The organism is Micromonospora parathelypteridis (assembly GCF_014201145.1).
Taxonomy (GTDB): Bacteria; Actinomycetota; Actinomycetes; order Mycobacteriales; family Micromonosporaceae; genus Micromonospora; species Micromonospora parathelypteridis.
Map to the genome: position 1 here is coordinate 565,956 of NZ_JACHDP010000001.1, position 18,738 is coordinate 584,693.

The following is an 18,738-nucleotide window of genomic DNA, read 5'->3' on the forward strand; positions in this document are numbered from 1 at the left end:
GGTCAGCTCCTCCTCAGGCGCGGGTCGACCAGCAGGTACGCCAGATCGGCTGCGGTGTTGATCACCACGTAGACGGCTGCGGAGAGGGTGACGACCGCCAGCACCACCGGCATGTCCTTGCTGGTCACTGCCGTGAGGGTGACCTGCCCGAGGCCGGGTCGACCGAAGACCTGCTCGACGATGACGGCGCCGCCGAGCAGGATGCCGAAGAGCCAGCCGGCCATGGTGACGGCCGGCAGCAGCGCGTGTCGCAGGGCGTGACGCAGCAGCACCGCACCTTCCCGTACGCCTCGGGATCGGGCGGTGAGCACGAACGGCTCGTCGAGCGCCCGATCGATCCCGTCGCGGAGCACCTGGGCGAGCAACCCGGCGATGGGCAGCGCGAGGGTGACGGCCGGCAGCACCAGCGCGCCGAGGCCCTGGTCGCCGGAGACCGGGAACAGGCCGTACCGGAACGACAGCACGCTGAGCAGCACGATTCCGATCAGGAAGGGTGGGGTGGAGACCAGCAGCAGTTCGATGCCGGAGCTGGTCCGCCGCAGCCACGGCCGGCGGTCCCCGGCCGTGGCGACCGCGATGAGCAGTGCGAGCAGCACGCCGAGGCCGGCTGCGGCGACCGCGAGGGTGAGCGTCGGGGCGATTTGCTCGCCGATCACCTCGGCGACGGGGCGTTGCAGCAGGTAGGAGCGGCCCAGGTCGCCGCCGACGAGCCGCAGTAGGTAGTCCAGGTACTGGAGGACGGCGGGCCGGTCCAGGCCCCACTCGGTAATGATCTCAGCCCGGATCTGCGGGGTGTCCGCACCGTCGCCGACGATGGTGTCCACGGTGTCACCGGGCGCGGCCAGCAGGGCCAGGTAGGCGGCGGTGGCCGCGACCCAGAGGACGACCAGGCCTGCGCCGAGCCGACGGGCCGCCGCCCGCACGGCTGTCATTTGCCGATCCACAGGTCGTACGCGCTGGCGGGGACGCCGGCGGTCGGCTCGAAGCGCGCCCCGCCGACGCTGGTGCTGGCGGCGATCTGGTCGGCCGGCGCGTAGAGCGGTAGGGCCAGGGCCTGCTCGGTGATGACCTGTCGCTGCAGGTCGGCATAGATGCCGGCGCGCTTCGTCGGCTCGGAGGTGGCCTGACCGGATTCCAACAGCTGGTCGATCCGCGGGTCGTTGACCCGGGTCCGGTTGATGCCGCCCTTCGAGTGCAGCAGCAGGTTCAGTGCGGCGCCCGCGTCGGTGTCGGCGCGCGAGTTGTCGAAGACCTCGTACTCGTTGCGCTCGAACGCCTGCGTGGCAGTGCCCTGGTCGACCAGCGAAACCTTGAGGTCGATGCCGGCGCTCTGCTTCACCGCGGCCTGCACGGCTTGGGCGAGGACGTCGCGACGGTCGCGGACGAAGGGTGCGGACTGCACGAGCCGTACGGTGAGCCGCTTGCCGTCCTTCACCCGGAACCCGTCGGCGTCACGCTTCGCCCAGCCTGCCTGGTCGAGCAGGGTGTTCGCCTTGCCCGCGTCGCCGCTGTATCCGCCTTCGACGCTCTTGTCGTAGAGCGGGCTGGACGGGCTGATCACGCTCCAGGCGCGGGTGGCCGTGTCCCGGTAGACCGACTTCAGCACGGTGTCGACGTCGACGGCCTCCCGGAACGCCTGCCGGACCCGCAGGTCGTCGAAGGGCGCGCGGGAGGTGTTGAAGTAGTAGGAGTAGGCCGAGCCGGAATTGAGCTCGCGGCTCAGGCGCAGCGTCCGGTTGCCGGTGACCAGCGGCTGATCGGTGGCGGGCACGCCCTCGATGAGCTGCACCTGGCTCGACGTGAGGGCGCCGACGCGCACCGCCGACTCCTTGAGGAACCGGTAGGTGATTCCGTCGAGGTAGGCCGGCCCGGTGTGCGTCGCGGTGGGCGGGGCCCAGTCGTAGCCGGCGTTACGCCGATAGTGCAGCTCCTGGCCGGGGACGTAGCGGTCCAGCACGAACGGTCCGGTGCCGACCACGTCGACGCCGCCGGCCTTGAGGTTCTTCGCCGCACGCAGCGACTTCGGCGAGATCTGGGCGCCCTGCGGCGACGCGAGGAAGTCGAGGATGAGCACGTCCGGCGTGGTCAGGGTGAGCCGCACGGTACGCGCGTCGACGGCCTCGACCGTCTTGAGGTTGCGCAACTGCACGGCGGCGACGCCCGGGGCGTATCCGGGCTCACGGAGTTTGTCGATGTTGGCCTTGACGGCCGCCGAGTCGAAGGGTGTGCCGTCGGAGAAGGTGACCCCGTCGCGCAATGTCAGGGTGTAGGACAATCCGTCCGGGGCGGCCCGCCAACCGGTGGCCAACCATGCCACCAACCTGCCCTGCTTGTCGTAGGTGAGCAGGGACTCGAAGGTGTTCCAGACCAGCAGACGGGCCTTGGCCTGGGCGTACTGGTGCGGGTTGAGGGTGATCGGCTCGGTCTCCACGGCCCAGGTGAGGGTGCCGCCGGAGTGCGGCTGACCGGCCGCCTCGGCGGCCGGGGTGGTGCCGGTGGAGCAGCCGGCGATGACGGCGAGCAGTGGGGCCAGTGCGGCGGCGGCAAGCGTTCGCAATCGGTTCGAGGGCATGGCGAAGTCTCCTGTCCAGGCAGGCGGAAGCGGGTATGCCGACACCCGGCCCCACGGCTGGGCGTGGGCCGGTGATGGTGTCGGTGCTGTGGCGGCGCGGCGATGCGCCTCACCTCGGCGGGCCGGTACGGCGGGCCGGGTTACGGGCGAGGGTGCCGGGTCAGGCCAGACAGGAACTCGACCACACGCGACCGAAGTCGATGTGGCCGCGGATCGTCAACCGCAGCTCGCTGGACATGAGTCGAGTCCACCTCCAGGGCGGCTGTGGTGTCAACGAATCCATCGACGGATGTCGGCTATCGCACGTGGGGACGTCGATTCGTTGACGCATACCCTACTTGGCCGATAGGATTTACCGGGATTGCGCCCGACCGCGTTCTCCTCGACCCGGATCGGGCGTACGGCCGCGTCGGTCAGGCGGCGGGGCGACGGGCTGCCGCGTCGTGGTCGCCGGTCAGCCCGGCGTAGCGGCCCCGGTGGTACAGCAGCGGCGAACCGACCTCGGCGTGCCGGAGCACCTCCGGCTCGGCCAGCACCACGGCGTGATCGCCGACGGTCACCCGGTCGACGACCCGGCAGAGCAGCCAGGCCAGGGTGTCGTCGAGGATCGGCACGCCTTCCGGGCCGGTCCGCCACCGGGTGGGGCCGGCGAACCGGTCGATGCCACTTGTCGCGAAGGTCCGGGCCAGGTCCTGCTGATGGTGGGCGAGCAGATGCACCGCCACATGTCGGGCACGGGCCACCGCGGGCCAGCTCGACGAACCCAGGTTCAGACAGAACGAGACGATCGGTGGCGCCAATGACACCGAGGTGAACGACGTGGCGGTGAAGCCGACCGGCGGCGAGCCGGGCGCGGTGACGACCGTGACGGTGCTGGCCTGGTGGCGCAGCAACGTCCGCAGCGCGTCGCTGTCGGCGTCGATCGGGGCGTCGGTGGACTGGGGCATGGCGATCCTCCCGAGGGGTTGGTCCGGAGGGGCTACGAACGGTCGGCGGGACTGCCCGCCAGCCGCTCGTGCGGGGTCTTCTCGCCGGCTTCGACGGCGACCGACAGCCGGTTTTCGGCCGGGGGCAGCGGGCAGGTCGCGAAGTCGGTGTACGCGCACGGCAGATTGGTGGCCCGGTTGAAATCGAGCGTCACCCGACCCTGCTCGTCCGGCGCCGCGACGGACAGGGATCGGTTGGCCGGGTAGGTGGTCACGCCGGAGGTGGCGTCGGTGAACAGCACGGACAGGCTCCCCGGCCGCACACCGTTGAACGCGGTCAGGCTCAGCGGCACCCCGTCGACGGCGAACTCGATCCGGCCGGGGGCGTCGTAGACGTGTTTGAGCCCCTCCACCGCCGCGCCGACGGTGGTCGGTCGCGGAGTGTCGAACGGCACGAAGCGCCCGGTCAGGACCCAGTTCGGGTGGGGCGGGTACGTGGGGGTGCCCCGGTAGTCGACGCGCAGCGGGTGGTCCGGCCGTCGGGGACGGAGGATGTCGTGCCCACCCCGGCGAGCCACCTCCAGCACTCCGCCCTCGACGCCCACGGTGACGCCGGCGCGCTCGGCGATCGGCCCGAACTCGTACCGCCCCCGAACCAGCCGGCCGTCGACGATGATCTCCTCGTCGTCGCCGAGAGCCACCACCGGCCCGTCATCGCCGGTGTGCCACTCCCCCGGCACGTCGGGAAATCGCTGCGGCCCCGAGGTCAGCCAGTGCAGGCCGGTGACGGCAAGGAAGCCGTGCGGGTCGGCCCGGGTCTCTTCGTGGCGTCGATGCCACTGCTGCCAGGCCTCGATGAAATCGCGCCGGTGATCCGTGGCGACGGGTGACGCGGCATCGTTACTCATGGCGGGTCTCTCTCGACGAAGGGGCACCTCCGCTTTCGCGGGATGCAGGGCAAGCCGGCGTGACCGCGAGCCGGCCGCGAGACCGGTGACGGGAGAACTGGGCGGGTGCGGGTGACGGCGACCCAGTCAGGCCGGAAGGGGCTCGCCGGGACAGAGCTGCGCGGCGACTCGCATCAGGTCGACGACCCGGCGAGAGGTGAACAGCCGAACGGGCAGCATGCGATCGATTTTCCTACCAACAAGGTAGGATTTCAAGCCCTGGGTCAAGCATCCTTGGCATCCACGGAGGCGGACGGTGAGTGAAACACCCGTGTCGAGACAATCGGCGCCACTGCGAAAGCTCGGCTTCCTGACCATCGGCCTGTTCGACGAGGCCGATCCTCGGGCCGGCCACGAGGCGACGCTGAAGCTCATCGAGCTGGGCGAGCAGCTCGGGTTCGACAGCACCTGGGTACGCCACCGCCACCTCCAGTACGGCATCTCCTCACCGGTCGCCGTCCTGGCGGCGGCGTCGCAGCGGACCCGACACATCGAGCTCGGCACCGCGGTCATCCCGCTCGGCTGGGAGAACCCGCTGCGGCTGGCCGAGGACCTGGCCACGGTCGACATCCTCTCCGGTGGGCGCCTCAACCCCGGGGTGAGCGTCGGTCCGCCGATGCACTACGACCGGGTCCGCCGATCGCTCTACCCCGACACCGCCGACGCGGAGGACTTCAGCTACACGCGGGTACGACGGCTGCTCGACCTCGTCCGCGGCGAGCCGGCCAGCGACGTCGAGGGCATCGAGGGTTTCGAGCAGTTCTCCCGACGGGTGCAGCCGCACTCCCCCGGCCTGGCCGCCCGGATGTGGTACGGCGCCGGCAGTCTCGGCTCCGCTCGCTGGGCCGGCGAGCAGGGCATGAACCTGCTCACCAGCAGCGTCGTGAAGGCCGAGGAGTCCACCGACTTCACCGATATCCAGCTCTCGCACATCCGGACGTTCCGTGCCCACCACCCGGACGGCGAGCGGGCTCGCGTCTCGCAAGGGCTCGTCGTCATCCCCACCGACACGGCCACCCCGACCCAACGCGCCCGCTACGAGGAGTACGCCCAGCAACGGACACCGCGGACGGCAGCGCCCCAGGGGCCGGCCCGGATGATGTTCGCCCCCGACCTCGTCGGCCCGTCGGAGCTGATCGCCGAACGACTGCTCGAGAACGCCGCCTTCGGCGAGGTCGACGAGGTCGCGTTCGCCCTGCCCTTCACCTTCGCGTCGGCTGACTACGCGCAGATCCTCACCGACATGGCGACCCGGCTCGGCCCCGCGCTCGGGTGGCACCCCGGCCGCTGACCCGACCCACGCTCGACAGTGGACATCGCCGGAGTACGATCCCGGGCGTACCGCTGTGGTGACCTCCAGCCGACGACCCCTCGATAGGAGCCTGGCATGGCCGGCCCGGACGCCGAACTCGCCGCGAAGCTTCAGCCCGACGTGCCGCACGCGGCCCGGATCTGGAACTACTGGATGGGCGGCAAGGACAACTTCCAGTCCGACCGGGCGGCCGGCGACGCCGTCGCCGAGGTCTACCCGGAGATCGTCCTCATGGCACAGCAGTCACGCGTGTTCCTGGTGCGCGCCGTGCGTTACCTCGCCGCCGAGGCGGGCATCCGGCAATTCCTGGACATCGGCACCGGCCTGCCCACCATGCAGAACACGCACGCGGTCGCCCAGGGAATCGCACCCGACTCGCGGATCGTCTACGTGGACAACGACCCGATGGTGCTGGTGCACGCACGGGCGCTGCTGTCCAGCACGACGTCGGAGGGTGTCACCACCTACGTACCCGCCGACTACCACGACCCGGAGAAGATTCTCGCCGAGGCGGCACAGACGCTCGACTTCGACCAGCCCATCGCGGTGATGTTCATGGGCGTCATGGGCTACGAGCCCGACCTGGCCGTGGTGCGCTCGATCGTCGGGCGGACGATGGACGCGATGCCGTCCGGCTCCCACCTGGTGCTCTGGGACGGCACCAACACCAGCCCGGCGGTGGTCTCGGGCGCCGACCGGCTGGCGCAGAGCGGCGGGGTTCCGTACATTCTGCGCAGCCCGGAGGAGTTGGAGAGTTGCTTCTCGGGGCTGACGATGGTGCAGCCCGGCCTCGTGCCGATCCCCCTCTGGCGACCGGAGGACGCCGACGCCACCGGGATCGACGCGTACGGCGCGGTGGCCCGCAAGCCCTGACCGACATGACACCGCCCCGCTCCCGCCACGACGGCGGGAGCGGGGCGGACGTCGTTCACGAATCGCACGCCATCGTCAACCCGTCGGGCACCGTACTGCTCACCACGAGCAGACCGAACGTCGTCACCGCGCCCGGCGCCAGCGCCCCGTTGTACGGGGCGTTGCGGACCGTGACGTCGGCACCGGCCGTCTCGACCACCCCGCCCCAGACCGTCTGGACGCGCTCGTCGCCGGACCACCGCCACGAGACGCGCCACCGGTCCAACGGCTGTGTCCCGGCGTTGCGGACCGTGACCGTGGCGACGAAGCCGTTACCCCAGCGGGCGTCGATCGTGGCGGTCGCCCGGCACGCGGTCAGCGACAGGGTCCGAGCCGACGAGACCAGGTAGGGATCCCGCCTGCCCTCGGCGTCGCTGAACCGGTACCAGTACTCGGTGTTGGGCGTCAGCCGGCCGATGGTCACCGCGCCGCTGCGCTCCGGGCCGGAGACGGCCTCGGCCACCGGAGCCTCCCACCGTTGGGCGGCCTCGCGGCTGGCGAAGAGGCTGATCGTCATCGGCGGGTCGTAGCCACAGGGCGGCCGGAAGAATATCGAGTACGAGATGGTCAGGCTCGTGGTGGTGGCCCCGGTGAGGCTGGCGGTGATCGGCAGGGCGGGCGGGCACGCCATCGTGGGCGACGGCGTTGGTGTGACCGACGGTGTTGGCGTTGGCGTCGCGTCGGCTGCGCTGGCGGTGCCGGCCCAGACGCCCAGCGCGATGGTCGTGACAGCGAGGAACAGGCGAAGCATCGGTACCTCCGTGGTTACCGGGCACCGATGACCAGGGTGGCAGGCGGTGCCGCACTCGGGTTTCCGGCCGCCGACGAGGACTGCCCGGCACGGGTGGCGACGCCACCTCGTGCGCCCCGTGGACCGGAGAAGATCTGGTGCGCGCTGGCTCCCGAGCACGACCGAACCACAGCATGGCAGTCGACGAACATCGATACAAGGCGGTTGCGATCCTGTCGAAAATCGTCCGTTTTCTCTTCGCCGAAAGGACACGCGCCGGGCGTTCGGGCCGAGAATTATCCATCGCGGTCTATCACCTAGGACGCAGGAGCACACCATGCTCGACAGAAGCAGCAGGACCCCGGGACGCCGGGTGGCAAGGGCACTGGTCGCGGCGGGCGCTGCGGCAGTGCTGGCTGCCGCCCCACTCGCCGCACCGGCGCCCGCCACCGCCGCGGTCAGCCGGGCCGAGCTCGCCCTTCGCTGGGCGCCCATCCACTACCAGGACGTCGACGCCACCGGCGGCCACGCTCTGGGTGGCCAGTCGGACTACCTCACCAAAGTCGACTTCGACGGCGACCTGAACGGACGCAACAACTGGGACCGAACCGGCCAGGCTGGCGTCTCACTCGCCGCCCATGCCTACTACTCCGTGGTCGAGACGAGCACCCACTGGTACATCACGTACCTCTTCTTCCACCCGCGAGACTGGACCGACCACCCGTTCTTCGAGACCGAGCACGAGAACGACGGTGAGGGTGCCCTCTTCGCGATCGAGCGCGACGGATCCGCGTACGGCGTCCTGCGCTCCGCCGTCACGGTCGCGCACAGCGACTTCTTCTCCTACACCCCGACTGGCAGCACCTGGACCAGTGGCCGGGAGAGCGTCGACGGCACGCTGCAGTTCCAGGCGTCACCGCACGACACGTTCCAGCACCCGGTGACCGCCCAGGAGGCGCAGGGCCACGGCCTGAAGGCCTACCCGCAGTACAACATCAACGGCGACGGCCTGGTCTACTACCCGTCGACCATCGCCGAGACGCCGAGCGGTGGAAACGACCGCGACGTGCGGTATCAGCTGATCGACATCTTCGCCGCGGGCGGCCTCTGGGCGCAGCGGTCCAACCCGAGCCTGTTCGCCAGCCTGGGCACCTTCGCCGGCGACACCTCCGGCGACTGCGGCGTCGGCACCTGGAGCTGCTCGACGAACTCCGCCAACGCGCCCTGGGGCTGGGACGACGGCAACGACGCACCCGCGCGTGGCGAGATCGCCAGCGACCCGGCGAAATTGGCCGCCGAGTACTTCACGGTCCCGGCCGGACTGGCGCGCACCTACGGCTACAACCCGTACGCCGGGGCATCGGCCGCGCTCGCCGAGGCGGCGAGGACGGCACCGCCGATCGTCGACTGATGCCTCCGCCTCCCCGGGGTCGGATCCTCCGGGTCCTGCACCGGGGAGGCGGAGAGCTGGAGCGCTACGGACTCAGGTGATCGAGTTGTAGACCGGGACCCAGCCCAGGCTCTGCCCGGTGGAGGAGAACACTTCGATCTTGCGGACCACCGAGCCCGGCGTGGTGGCCGCGACGCTGTTGCCGACCCCGAGCCCGCCGACGGCGATGAGCTTGCCCTCGGTGCGGATCTGGCCCGCGCCGCTGCGGCGGATGATGACCGTGTCCGCGGGGGCCTGGTAGGGGACGGCGGCCTCCACGGCGTTCCACGCCAGCGTGACGTCGGTCGACGCGGTGTCCACGAAGACCGCGGGGAACGACGCGTGCGCCTGGCGCACATGGTTGCCCACCACCACGGCCTTGGTGGCGCCCTGGTGGATGGCGACGCAGCTCACGGCCCGGTTCGCGTTCAGGTTCGCCACCTTGTTGCCGACGACGGTGACGTCGCGGGTGGCCATGACGTTGATGTGGCCGTTGCAGTTGGTCACCGAATTGCCGGTGATGGACACGCCGACAGCCTGGCCCGACCGGGGCAGGTCGCCGCCGCGGGCGCTGCCGTCGATCTCGATGCCCAGCAGCTGGCTGCTCGTCACGGTGTTGTCTGCGACCACCAGGTTCGTCACCTGCTGCACGTAGATGCCGGCCTGGCCACACTCGGTGATGGTGTTGCCAGAGATCACGGTCCGGTCGGCGCCTCGCCACACGTTGATGCCGTCGTAGTACTTGGACTCCGCGCGCCAGACGCCGCCCCAGTCCTTGGCTTCCTGCGACGACAGCCAGTCCATCGCCACGTGGTTGTTGGTGATCCGTACGTCGTGGCCGTTGCTGGCGATGCCGAGCCGAACGTCCTCGGTGGTGCAGTTCGTGATGAGGATGTCGTTTGACGTGCCGGGCGTGTTGTCCCACACGCTGATGCCGGTGTGGCGGAACCCGCGGGACACGACCCCGTCGACCACGATGCCGGTCGACGCGGTGATGACCAGCCCGGTGTACCAGTACGTGGCCGCGCTGTCGACGAGGTTGAGCCCGAGCACCTTCAACCGGTGGCAGTCCTGGATCTGGAGCACGCCGCGGACGTCGTCCTTGTTCGTTATCGGCGTGGCACCGATCAGCGCCAGAGTGGCCCCGTGGCCGCGCAGCGCGGTGTCGGTCAGCCCGGAGAGCGTCACCCGGTTGCTGACGCGGTAGGTCCGGCCCGCCGGGAACAGCACGCCCTTGTTCGGCGTGGTCGCCCGCGCGGCGTCGAAAGCCACCTGGATCGCCGCGGTGTCGTCGGTGACCCCGTCGCCGACCGCGCCGTGCGCGAGAACGGAGATCCACCCGTCGTCCGTGGCGGGTATCGCCGCCTCGGCCGGCTTGGCCACCAGAGCTGCCCCGCCCGCCAGGGCCGTGGCCGCCAGGCCTGCGCGCAGAGCCGTACGTCGTCCCATCGATGTCATGTGATCGCCTCCCGTGAAACGCGCCCAATCACCATCGCCGCGCACCCTATCGGCATCGCTCCATCCAATGGGGACGCGCAGGTGCGGGGTCAGGTCAGCCGGGAAACGGGGCCACCAGCACCCGGTCGCTCTCGTTCTCGGAGAGGAACGACGCCAGCGCCTGCCCCTGCTCGACGACGGCGGCGCGGTCGGCTCGGGTGAGGTTGGCCAGGGGGTTGACGGTCACGGTGCCCGCCTCGACGCTCCAGGTCGCGGCGACCCGGCCGTCGACGAGCACCACGCGCTCACCGGCCACCGAGAGGAGACGGTGTGCGTCGTCGATGATCCGGCTGCGGTCGTCGTAGCCGAGGATCGCGTTGTCGAACGCCGGCAGGAACCGCACCGGGGCTGGTGTCTCCGGGTCGGGGCGCGGCGCGTCGGGAAGATCGATCAGCTTCCGGCCACGCTCGTCCCGAAAGGTGATCAACTCGTCCCGCATCGCGCTCACCGCGGCCGGCAACCCGGCGAGACCGCACCAGGCGCGCAGATCGGCCGGGGCGGCCGGGCCGAACGCGGCCAGATACCGGCGTACGAGCACCTGCCCGACCGGATCAGCACCATCCGGGGCCGGCGGATCGACCTCCCGGCCCAGCCACTCGGAGAGCAGGGCGTGGCGTACGCCCGCCTTCGCACGCCATACGCCGCGTGGTGGCAGTTGTGTCAACGGGAGGAGTGCGACCGCCATCTCGCCCAGCGCCCGTGGCCCCGGCGTCGGCCAGCGCTCGGCGAGAGCCCGCCCGATCTCCGGCATCGAACGCGGCTCACCGTCGGCCAGCACCTCCCGCGCTGCCCCGGCGAGAGCGTCGAGGTCGACACCGTTCAGCTCGGCGCGGTAGACCCCGAGCACCCGTTGACGCAGCATGGAGTCGTGACGGGGCCGCCAGGCCACGGCGTCGTCGGCGACGAGCAGGTGGACGGTGCGGCGCATCAGGTGGGTGCGCACCAGGTGTCGCTGGGTCAGCAGGGTCGAGAGCACCGCCGGGTCGAACGCGCGCAGCCGCGACCAGAGCCCGACGAACGGTTCCTGCGGTTCCTGCGCCTGCAGACCGCCGAGGTGCGCGACGGCGTCGATGACCGGCATGTCGGCGCGATCGAGCAGCAACTGCCGGGCGAGCGTCGCGCGGTTGAGCGCCCGCGAGTCGAGAACGGTCACGTTGTCATTCTCTGACCCCGGGGCGACAGTTCGAGTCGACGCGGCCGGGCCGCAGTCGAGAGCGACAGGCATGGACAGCGCCCCGCCCCGCCCGCAAGCAGCGGGCGGGGCGGGGCGAAACCGTACGAGAACGACCGGTCAGTGGCGACCCACGAAGATGCCGATACCGTTGGCGACCAGACGCTCCGCGCCGTCGGACGGGCTGTTGCGGGCGGTGGCGGCGGCCTGGCCCGGTTCCCGTACGGCGACCGTGCTCGAGCCGCCGCCGTCCAGGTTCACCGCGTCGTCCGCACCGAACGAGCGCATCACGTCGGCCAGCTCGGCGATCGTGAAGCCGGCGCTGGCCGGAGCGCGGCCGGCCAGGGCGACGAGGTACACGGTCCTGCCGTCCGGGCTGACGCCGGCCGAGCTGCGTACCGCAGCGGTCTTGGTGTCGAGGCCGACCAGCGGAGCGCCGTCGCGCAGGATCGGCGCGCCACCGACCGCGAACGTCAGCTTCGGCTTGCCGGCGGAGTCGAGCTTCTCCCGCACCTGCACCCGGTCGCCGACGGCGAGGTCGTCGAGCGCGTCCGCGCCGCCCTCGCGGCCGACCAGCACCTGGGTGTCGGCGGGGATCGCACCCGCGCCGGGCGTCTGGCCAACTGCGGTCACCACACCGTCGCGGACGGTCACCTCGTAGGTGTGGGTGCTGCACGGGTCACTGCGGCTCGTGTCGGAGCCGCAGGTCGACCGGACCCGGGAGGCGGCACCCCACCCGGCGGTGAACAGACCGACGCCGTCGACCGGGAGCGCGTACTGGTTGAGGCCGCTGAGGGCGATCGTGCCCTTCCTGCTGCGCACCTCGCCGTCCAGGCTGAGGGTGTCGACGCGCGCCTTGCCGTTCACGCCGACGCCGAACACGTCCCGGGTCGAGGTGCCGGGGGCGAGGCCGGGGCCGAAGCGCTGCGCGTTCGGCACCGCGAACTTCAGCTCCTCGCCGTCGGCGATCTCCGGACCCGACGCGGAGTAGGTCGGTGTGACGCCGGCGTGGGTCTCGGCGTTGTTGAAGAAGTCTCCGTTCACGCCGGCGATGGCGCCCTGGTTGTTCGCCATCGAGGAGATGACCTGGCGCTGCGCGACCGCGGCGGGGTGCAGCAGGTCCAGGGAGACCTTGTTCTTCTTCAGGTCGGCCGTGAGCAGGTAGCCGACGGTGACGCCACGGGGGGTGCTCACCTGGAATGAGCCGTACGTCACGCCGGGAGCGAGTTGCTCGCTGGAGGTGAAGGTGATCTCCGGGGCGGATACCGTGGCAGCTGCGGCGTGGGCCGCGCCGGCCGGCGTCACGAGTGTGCTCAGCCCTGCGGCGAGCAGCAGCGCCAGACTCGGGCGCACGAGGTTCAAGGGCCTCATTGCGCTCCTTTCTTGGTGCGATTCCTGGCCTGCGCCGGGATGTTCGATCCGGGCCGGCGGTTGACCGGACCGGCGATGATCTTCCCGACCACCCGATCACCCGGTGGTGAACACGAGAGGCGGCCAACGTGAACCACCCGCACCGTCTTGATCAACTGCGGACGCAGGCCAGGTGCCGCCAAAAACTTTTGTTCACTTCCTACAACTGAGGGACGGTTGGTTCGGTGGTTGCGCCATAGCGCTGGCCGCCGCCAGACGGAAAGGTGATCACTGCTGGGAGCCGTCTGCTCGCGGCACGCAGTTCGAGGTCTAGCTAAGGGGTCAGTCGGGTGTTCAACCGTGTCGCCATCGTCAACCGTGGTGAAGCCGCCATGCGGCTCATCCACGCGGTCCGCGAGTTGGCCGCGGAGACCGGCACGCAGATCGAAACCGTCGCTCTTTACACCGACGTCGACCGTACCGCCACCTTCGTCCGCGAAGCGGACATCGCCTACGATCTCGGTCCGGCGTCCGCCCGCCCGTACCTCAATCTGGCGGTGCTGGAGCGCGCCCTGACCGAGACCGGGGCCGACGCGGCGTGGGTCGGCTGGGGTTTCGTCGCCGAGGATCCGGCGTTCGCCGAGCTGTGCGAGAAGATCGGCGTCACGTTCGTCGGGCCCAGCGCCGACGCCATGCGCCAGCTCGGCGACAAGATCGGCTCGAAGCTGATCGCCGAGAAGGTCGGCGTGCCGGTCGCGCCGTGGAGCCGCGGCGCCGTCGAAACGCTGGACGCCGCGGCGGCCGCGGCGGCCGAGATCGGCTACCCGCTGATGCTGAAGGCGACCGCCGGCGGCGGCGGACGCGGCATCCGCGTGATCAGAAGCGAGGCCGAGCTGGTCGACGCGTACGAGCGCACCAGCCAGGAGGCGGCCCGGGCGTTCGGCAGCGGCATCGTGTTCCTGGAGCGCCTGGTCACCGGCGCCCGGCACGTCGAGGTCCAGGTCATCGCCGACGGGCAGGGCACCGCGTGGGCGCTCGGCGTCCGCGACTGCTCGGTGCAGCGACGCAACCAGAAGGTCATCGAGGAGTCGGCGTCGCCGGTGCTGAGCCCCGCGCAGGCCGCCGAGCTCAAGACGTCGGCCGAGCGGCTGGCCGTGGCGGTGGGCTACCGCGGTGCCGCGACCGTCGAGTTCCTGTACCACCCCGGCGACCGCCTGTTCGCGTTCCTCGAGGTCAACACCCGCCTGCAGGTCGAGCACCCGATCACCGAGTTGACCACCGGGTTCGACCTGGTCAAGGCACAACTGCACGTCGCCTCGGGTGGGCGGCTCGAGGGTGCGCCGCCGACCGAGCGCGGGCACGCCATCGAGGCGCGACTGAACGCCGAGGATCCCGACCGCGACTTCGCGCCGTCGCCGGGCCGCATCGCGCGACTGGACCTGCCCAGCGGCCCGGGCATCCGGGTGGACACCGGCGTCAGCGAGGGCGACACCATCCCGGCCGACTTCGACTCGATGATCGCGAAGATCATCGCGTACGGCCGCGATCGCGACGAGGCGCTCGGCAAGCTGCGCCGGGCGATGGCGAACACCACGGTGATCATCGAGGGCGGCGCGACGAACAAGAGCTTCGTGCTCGACCTGCTCGACCAGCCCGAGGTGATCGACGCCAGCGCGGACACCGGCTGGATCGACCGTGTCCGCGCTGAGGGCCGGCTCGTCACGCACCGCCACTCCGCGGTCGCGCTGGCCGCCGCCGCCATCGAGGCGTACGAGGAGGAGGAGCGCGTCGAGCGGCAGCGGTTGCTGTCGACGGCGTCCGGCGGGCGCCCGCAGGTGCAGCACGCCAGCGGCCGACCGTTGGACCTCAAGCTGCGCGGTGTCAGCTACCGCACGCGTGTCGCGCGGGTCGGCGCACACCGGTTCCGCGTCGGCATCGAGACGGGTGCCGTCGTCCGCACCGCCGACGTCGACCTCGACCGCTTCGATCGGCACACCGGTCAGATCGTCGTCAACGGCATCCGGTACCGCCTGCTCACCGGCACCTACGGGCCGACGCACCTGGTCGAGGTGGACGGCGTGACCCACCGGGTCAGCCGCGACGAGGGTGGCGTCCTGCGCTCCCCGATGCCCGCGCTGGTCGTCGCCACGCCGCTGGAGGTCGGGGCGGAGGTCGAGGCGGGCGCACCGGTGCTGGTGCTCGAAGCGATGAAGATGGAGACGGTGCTGCGGGCGCCGTTCAAGGCGCGGCTGAAGGAGTGCGCCGTCTCCGTGGGCAGCCAGGTCGAGGCGGGTGCGCCGCTGCTGCGCCTGGAGCCGCTCGCCGACGAGGCCGAGGAGACCACGGACGACCCGACCGTCGAGACCGTCGAACTGGACCTGCCCACCGCCACCGAGAACGTTCCGGCGTACGAGCGCAGCCAGCGCGGTCTGGAGGACCTGCGCGGTCTGCTGCTCGGCTTCGACGTCGACCCGCACGACGACCGTCGGGTGCTCGACGGCTACCTGACCGCCCGGCCGGCTGCCGCCGACGCCGGTTCCCGGCCACTGGCCGCGGAGCTCGACCTCATCGAGGTGTTCGCCGACCTCGCCGAGTTGAGTCGCAACCGGCCGACCGGCGAGGACGGCGGCGCCTCGCACGTCCACAGCGCCCGGGAGTACTTCCACACCTACCTGCAGAGCCTCGACGTCGAGCGGGCCGGGCTGCCGGATGCCTTCCAAACCAGGCTCGCCAAGGCGCTCGGCCACTACGGCGTCACCGACCTGGAGCGCTCCCCCGCCCTCGAAGGCGCCGTCTTCCGGATCTTCCTCGCCCAGCAACGCGCGTCCGCCGACGCCACGGTCATCGCGACGCTGCTGCGCGCCTGGCTGCGGGAAACCCCGCCGGACGACACGCTCCGCGAGCCCGTCGGCCTCGCGCTGGAGCGGCTGATCGCCGCCACGCAGGTCCGCTTCCCCGCAGTCGCGGACCTCGCCCGGGGCGTGGTGTTCGCCTGGTTCGCCCAGCCGCTGCTGCGTCGCAACCGCGCCCGCGTCTACGCCGAGGTCCGTGGGCACCTGCGGCACCTCGACGCCCACCCGGACGCGGCCGACCGCGCCGAGCGCATCGCCGAGATGGTACGCAGCACCGAACCACTGGTCCGGCTGCTCGGCCAGCGGCTCGTCCGCGACCACCTCGACAACGCGGTCATGCTGGAGGTGCTGACCCGGCGTTACTACGGCAACAAGGCGCTCACCGGGGTGCGCGCCCACGAGGTCGCGGGCTGCACGTTCGTGGTCGCCGAGCGCGCCGACTCCAGCGTCGTCTCCGCCGCCGTGAGCTTCGACGCGCTGGGCAGCGCACTGCGTGGCCTGGCCGAGCTGGCCGGCGGAGAGGACTCCGTCGACGCCGACATCTACCTCGGCTGGGAGAACCAGCCGGAGGACTTCGACGCGATGGCCGCCGCGCTGGCCGAGGTCGTCGCCGCGCACCCGCTGCCGCCCCAGGTCCGTCGGGTCACCGCCACCGTCGCGGGTCGCGGCGGCGCGGTCATGCACCACCACTTCACCTTCCGCCCGTCGGGCGACGGGATGACCGAGGACCGGCTGATCCGCGGTCTGCACCCGTACATCGCGCAGCGGATGCAGTTGGAGCGGCTGCACAAGTTCGACCTGACCCGGCTGCCGTCGGCGGACGAGGAGGTCTACCTCTTCCAGTGCGTGGCGCGGGACAACCGGGCGGACGAGCGCCTCGTCGCGTTCGCACAGGTGCGTGACCTGACCGAGCTTCGCGAGCAGGACGGCCGCCTGGTGGCGCTGCCGACGACCGAGGACGCCGTCGCCGCCTGCCTCGACTCGATCCGCCGCGCCCAGTCGCGGCGACCGTCGAAGACGCGCTTCAACACCAACCGGATCGTGGTCTACGTCTGGCCGCCGAGCGAGCTCACACGCGAGGAGATGGAGACGATCGCCGGGCGCGTCCGCCCGACGACCGCCGGCGCCGGGCTCGAGGAGATCCTGTTCATCGCGCGCCAGCGCGACCGCCGGACCGGCGAGCTGACCAAGATCGCCGTACGGATCTCGTTCGACGCCGCGGGCGGCGCCGAACTGACCGTCGGTGAGCCGCCGGTCGAGCCGCTCGAACCGCTCGACGAGTACCGCCTCAAGGTGCTGCGGGCGAGCAGCCGCAACACCGTGTACCCGTACGAGCTGACCGGCCGGCTCGGTGACTTCGTCGAGCACGACCTCGACGACGACCCCGCCGTGCAGGATGGACGGCGCTCGTCTTCGCCCAAGACCGGCTCCGACTCCGCTCCGTCGCTAGTACCGGTGGATCGGCCGAAGGGGCGCAACAGCGCCGCGATCGTCGCCGGCGTGGTCACCACTCCGACCGAGCGGCACCCGCAGGGTGTCACCCGGGTGGTGCTGCTCGGTGACCCGACGAAGGCGTTGGGCGCCCTGTCGGAGCCCGAGTGCCGGCGCGTGATCGCCGCCCTGGACCTCGCGGAGCGGATGAACGTGCCGCTGGAGTGGTGGGCGCTGTCCGCCGGCGCCCGAATCTCCATGACCACCGGTACGGAGAACATGGACTGGGTGGCCGCGGCGCTGAAGCGGATCGTCGAGTTCACCCAGGCCGGCGGTGAGATCAACATCGTCGTCGCGGGCATCAACGTCGGCGCGCAGCCGTACTGGAACGCCGAGGCGACGATGCTCATGCACACCAAGGGCATCCTGGTGATGACGCCCGACTCGGCGATGGTGCTCACCGGCAAGCAGTCGCTCGACTTCTCCGGTGGCGTGTCCGCCGAGGACAACTTCGGCATCGGCGGCTACGACCGGGTGATGGGGCCGAACGGGCAGGCGCAGTACTGGGCGCCGAACCTGACGGCCGCGCGGGACGTGGTGATGTCGCACTACGACCACACCTACGTCGCACCCGGCGAGGACGCGCCACGGCGGGCGGCCACCACCGACCCCGCGGACCGCGACATCTCCGACTTCCCGCACGACGTCGCCGGCAGCGCCTTCAGCACCGTCGGGGAGATCTTCTCCGCCGAGTCCAACCCGGACCGCAAGAAGCCGTTCGACATCCGTACGGTGATGCGGGCCCTCTCCGACCAGGACCACCCGGTGCTGGAGCGCTGGGCGGGCATGGCGGACGCGGACACCGCGGTCGTGCAGGACATCCACCTCGGCGGCATCCCGGTCTGCCTGCTCGGCATCGAGTCCCGGTCGGTGCCCCGGCACGGCTTCCCGCCCACCGACGGCCCGGACACCTACACCGCCGGCACGTTGTTCCCGCGCTCGTCGAAGAAGGCCGCACGGGCGATCAACGTGGCGAGTGGCAACCGCCCTCTCGTCGTGCTGGCGAACCTGTCCGGCTTCGACGGCTCACCGGAGTCGATGCGCAAACTGCAACTGGAGTACGGCGCCGAGATCGGCCGGGCGATCGTCAACTTCCGGGGCCCGATCGTCTTCTGCGTGATCTCGCGTTACCACGGCGGCGCGTTCGTGGTGTTCTCGAAGGCACTGAACCCGAACATGACAGTGCTCGCGCTGGAGGGCTCGTTCGCCTCGGTGCTCGGTGGCGCCCCCGCCGCCGCGGTGGTGTTCTCCGCCGACGTCAACGCCCGCACGGCGGCCGACCCGCGGGTGCGGGACCTGGAGGCCCGCGTCGCGGCTGCGACCGGCACCGCCCGGGCCGGGTTGACCGCGGAACTCGACGAGCTGCGCTCGTCGGTACGCGCGGAGAAGCTCGGCGAGGTGGCCGCGGAGTTCGACCGGGTGCACAACATCCACCGCGCGGTCGAGGTCGGCTCGGTCGACGCCGTCATCCAGGCCGCCGAACTGCGTCCGCGCATCATCGACGCCATCGAGGCCCGCCTGGGATAACGCCAGGGATAACGCCGACCAG

At 71.1% G+C, this 18,738-nt stretch carries 12 protein-coding genes; 4 read left to right on the forward strand and 8 right to left on the reverse strand.

Annotated features, from left to right (window positions below; genetic code table 11):
• Positions 1–2 precede the first annotated feature (2 nt).
• The 4 genes from HNR20_RS02405 to HNR20_RS02420 form a co-directional block, all read right to left on the reverse strand.
• The gene (locus tag HNR20_RS02405) at positions 3–932 is read right to left on the reverse strand and encodes an ABC transporter permease (protein ID WP_184176067.1); all 930 of its coding nucleotides are present in this window, start codon (positions 930–932) and stop codon (positions 3–5) included.
• Positions 929–2,572, reverse strand: a complete 1,644-nt coding sequence (locus HNR20_RS02410; protein WP_184176069.1) for an ABC transporter substrate-binding protein — start codon at positions 2,570–2,572, stop codon at positions 929–931. The genes HNR20_RS02405 and HNR20_RS02410 overlap by 4 nt, the downstream gene beginning before the upstream one ends.
• Before the next feature lie 413 nt (positions 2,573–2,985).
• Positions 2,986–3,519, reverse strand: a complete 534-nt coding sequence (locus tag HNR20_RS02415; protein ID WP_184176071.1) for a flavin reductase family protein — start codon at positions 3,517–3,519, stop codon at positions 2,986–2,988.
• A gap of 32 nt (positions 3,520–3,551) precedes the next feature.
• Entirely contained in the window at positions 3,552–4,406 is an 855-nt protein-coding gene (locus HNR20_RS02420) for a DUF1684 domain-containing protein (protein WP_184176073.1), read from the reverse strand.
• Between the two features lie 295 nt (positions 4,407–4,701).
• Here HNR20_RS02420 and HNR20_RS02425 point away from each other — a divergent pair, with 295 nt between their 5' ends.
• Positions 4,702–5,736: an LLM class flavin-dependent oxidoreductase gene (locus tag HNR20_RS02425; protein WP_229687492.1), complete on the forward strand. Its 1,035-nt coding sequence runs from the start codon at positions 4,702–4,704 to the stop codon at positions 5,734–5,736.
• 96 nt (positions 5,737–5,832) lie between these two features.
• The gene (locus tag HNR20_RS02430; RefSeq protein ID WP_184176075.1) at positions 5,833–6,630 is read left to right on the forward strand and encodes an SAM-dependent methyltransferase; all 798 of its coding nucleotides are present in this window, start codon (positions 5,833–5,835) and stop codon (positions 6,628–6,630) included.
• 55 nt (positions 6,631–6,685) lie between these two features.
• On the opposite strand, the gene HNR20_RS02435 is transcribed toward HNR20_RS02430, so the two are convergent.
• The gene (locus tag HNR20_RS02435; protein ID WP_184176077.1) at positions 6,686–7,420 is read right to left on the reverse strand and encodes a cellulose binding domain-containing protein; all 735 of its coding nucleotides are present in this window, start codon (positions 7,418–7,420) and stop codon (positions 6,686–6,688) included.
• Between the two features lie 316 nt (positions 7,421–7,736).
• Here HNR20_RS02435 and HNR20_RS02440 point away from each other — a divergent pair, with 316 nt between their 5' ends.
• The gene (locus HNR20_RS02440) at positions 7,737–8,810 is read left to right on the forward strand and encodes a hypothetical protein (protein ID WP_184176079.1); all 1,074 of its coding nucleotides are present in this window, start codon (positions 7,737–7,739) and stop codon (positions 8,808–8,810) included.
• Positions 8,811–8,882: 72 nt separating this feature from the next.
• Here HNR20_RS02440 and HNR20_RS02445 read toward each other — a convergent pair whose 3' ends face one another.
• The 3 genes from HNR20_RS02445 to HNR20_RS02455 form a co-directional block, all read right to left on the reverse strand.
• Positions 8,883–10,277, reverse strand: a complete 1,395-nt coding sequence (locus tag HNR20_RS02445; RefSeq protein ID WP_184176081.1) for a right-handed parallel beta-helix repeat-containing protein — start codon at positions 10,275–10,277, stop codon at positions 8,883–8,885.
• A 103-nt stretch (positions 10,278–10,380) separates the two neighbouring features.
• A complete protein-coding gene (locus HNR20_RS02450) occupies positions 10,381–11,478 on the reverse strand; it encodes a winged helix DNA-binding domain-containing protein (protein ID WP_184176083.1) in 1,098 nt (365 codons plus the stop codon).
• A gap of 138 nt (positions 11,479–11,616) precedes the next feature.
• Positions 11,617–12,867 (reverse strand): phosphodiester glycosidase family protein, encoded by a 1,251-nt coding sequence (locus tag HNR20_RS02455; RefSeq protein WP_184176085.1) that lies wholly within the window; start codon positions 12,865–12,867, stop codon positions 11,617–11,619.
• Between the two features lie 329 nt (positions 12,868–13,196).
• On the opposite strand from HNR20_RS02455, the gene HNR20_RS02460 reads away from it, so the two are divergent.
• Complete coding sequence (locus tag HNR20_RS02460) at positions 13,197–18,716, forward strand: ATP-binding protein (RefSeq protein WP_184176087.1); 5,520 nt, start codon at positions 13,197–13,199, stop codon at positions 18,714–18,716.
• The last annotated feature ends 22 nt before the right edge of the window (positions 18,717–18,738 follow it).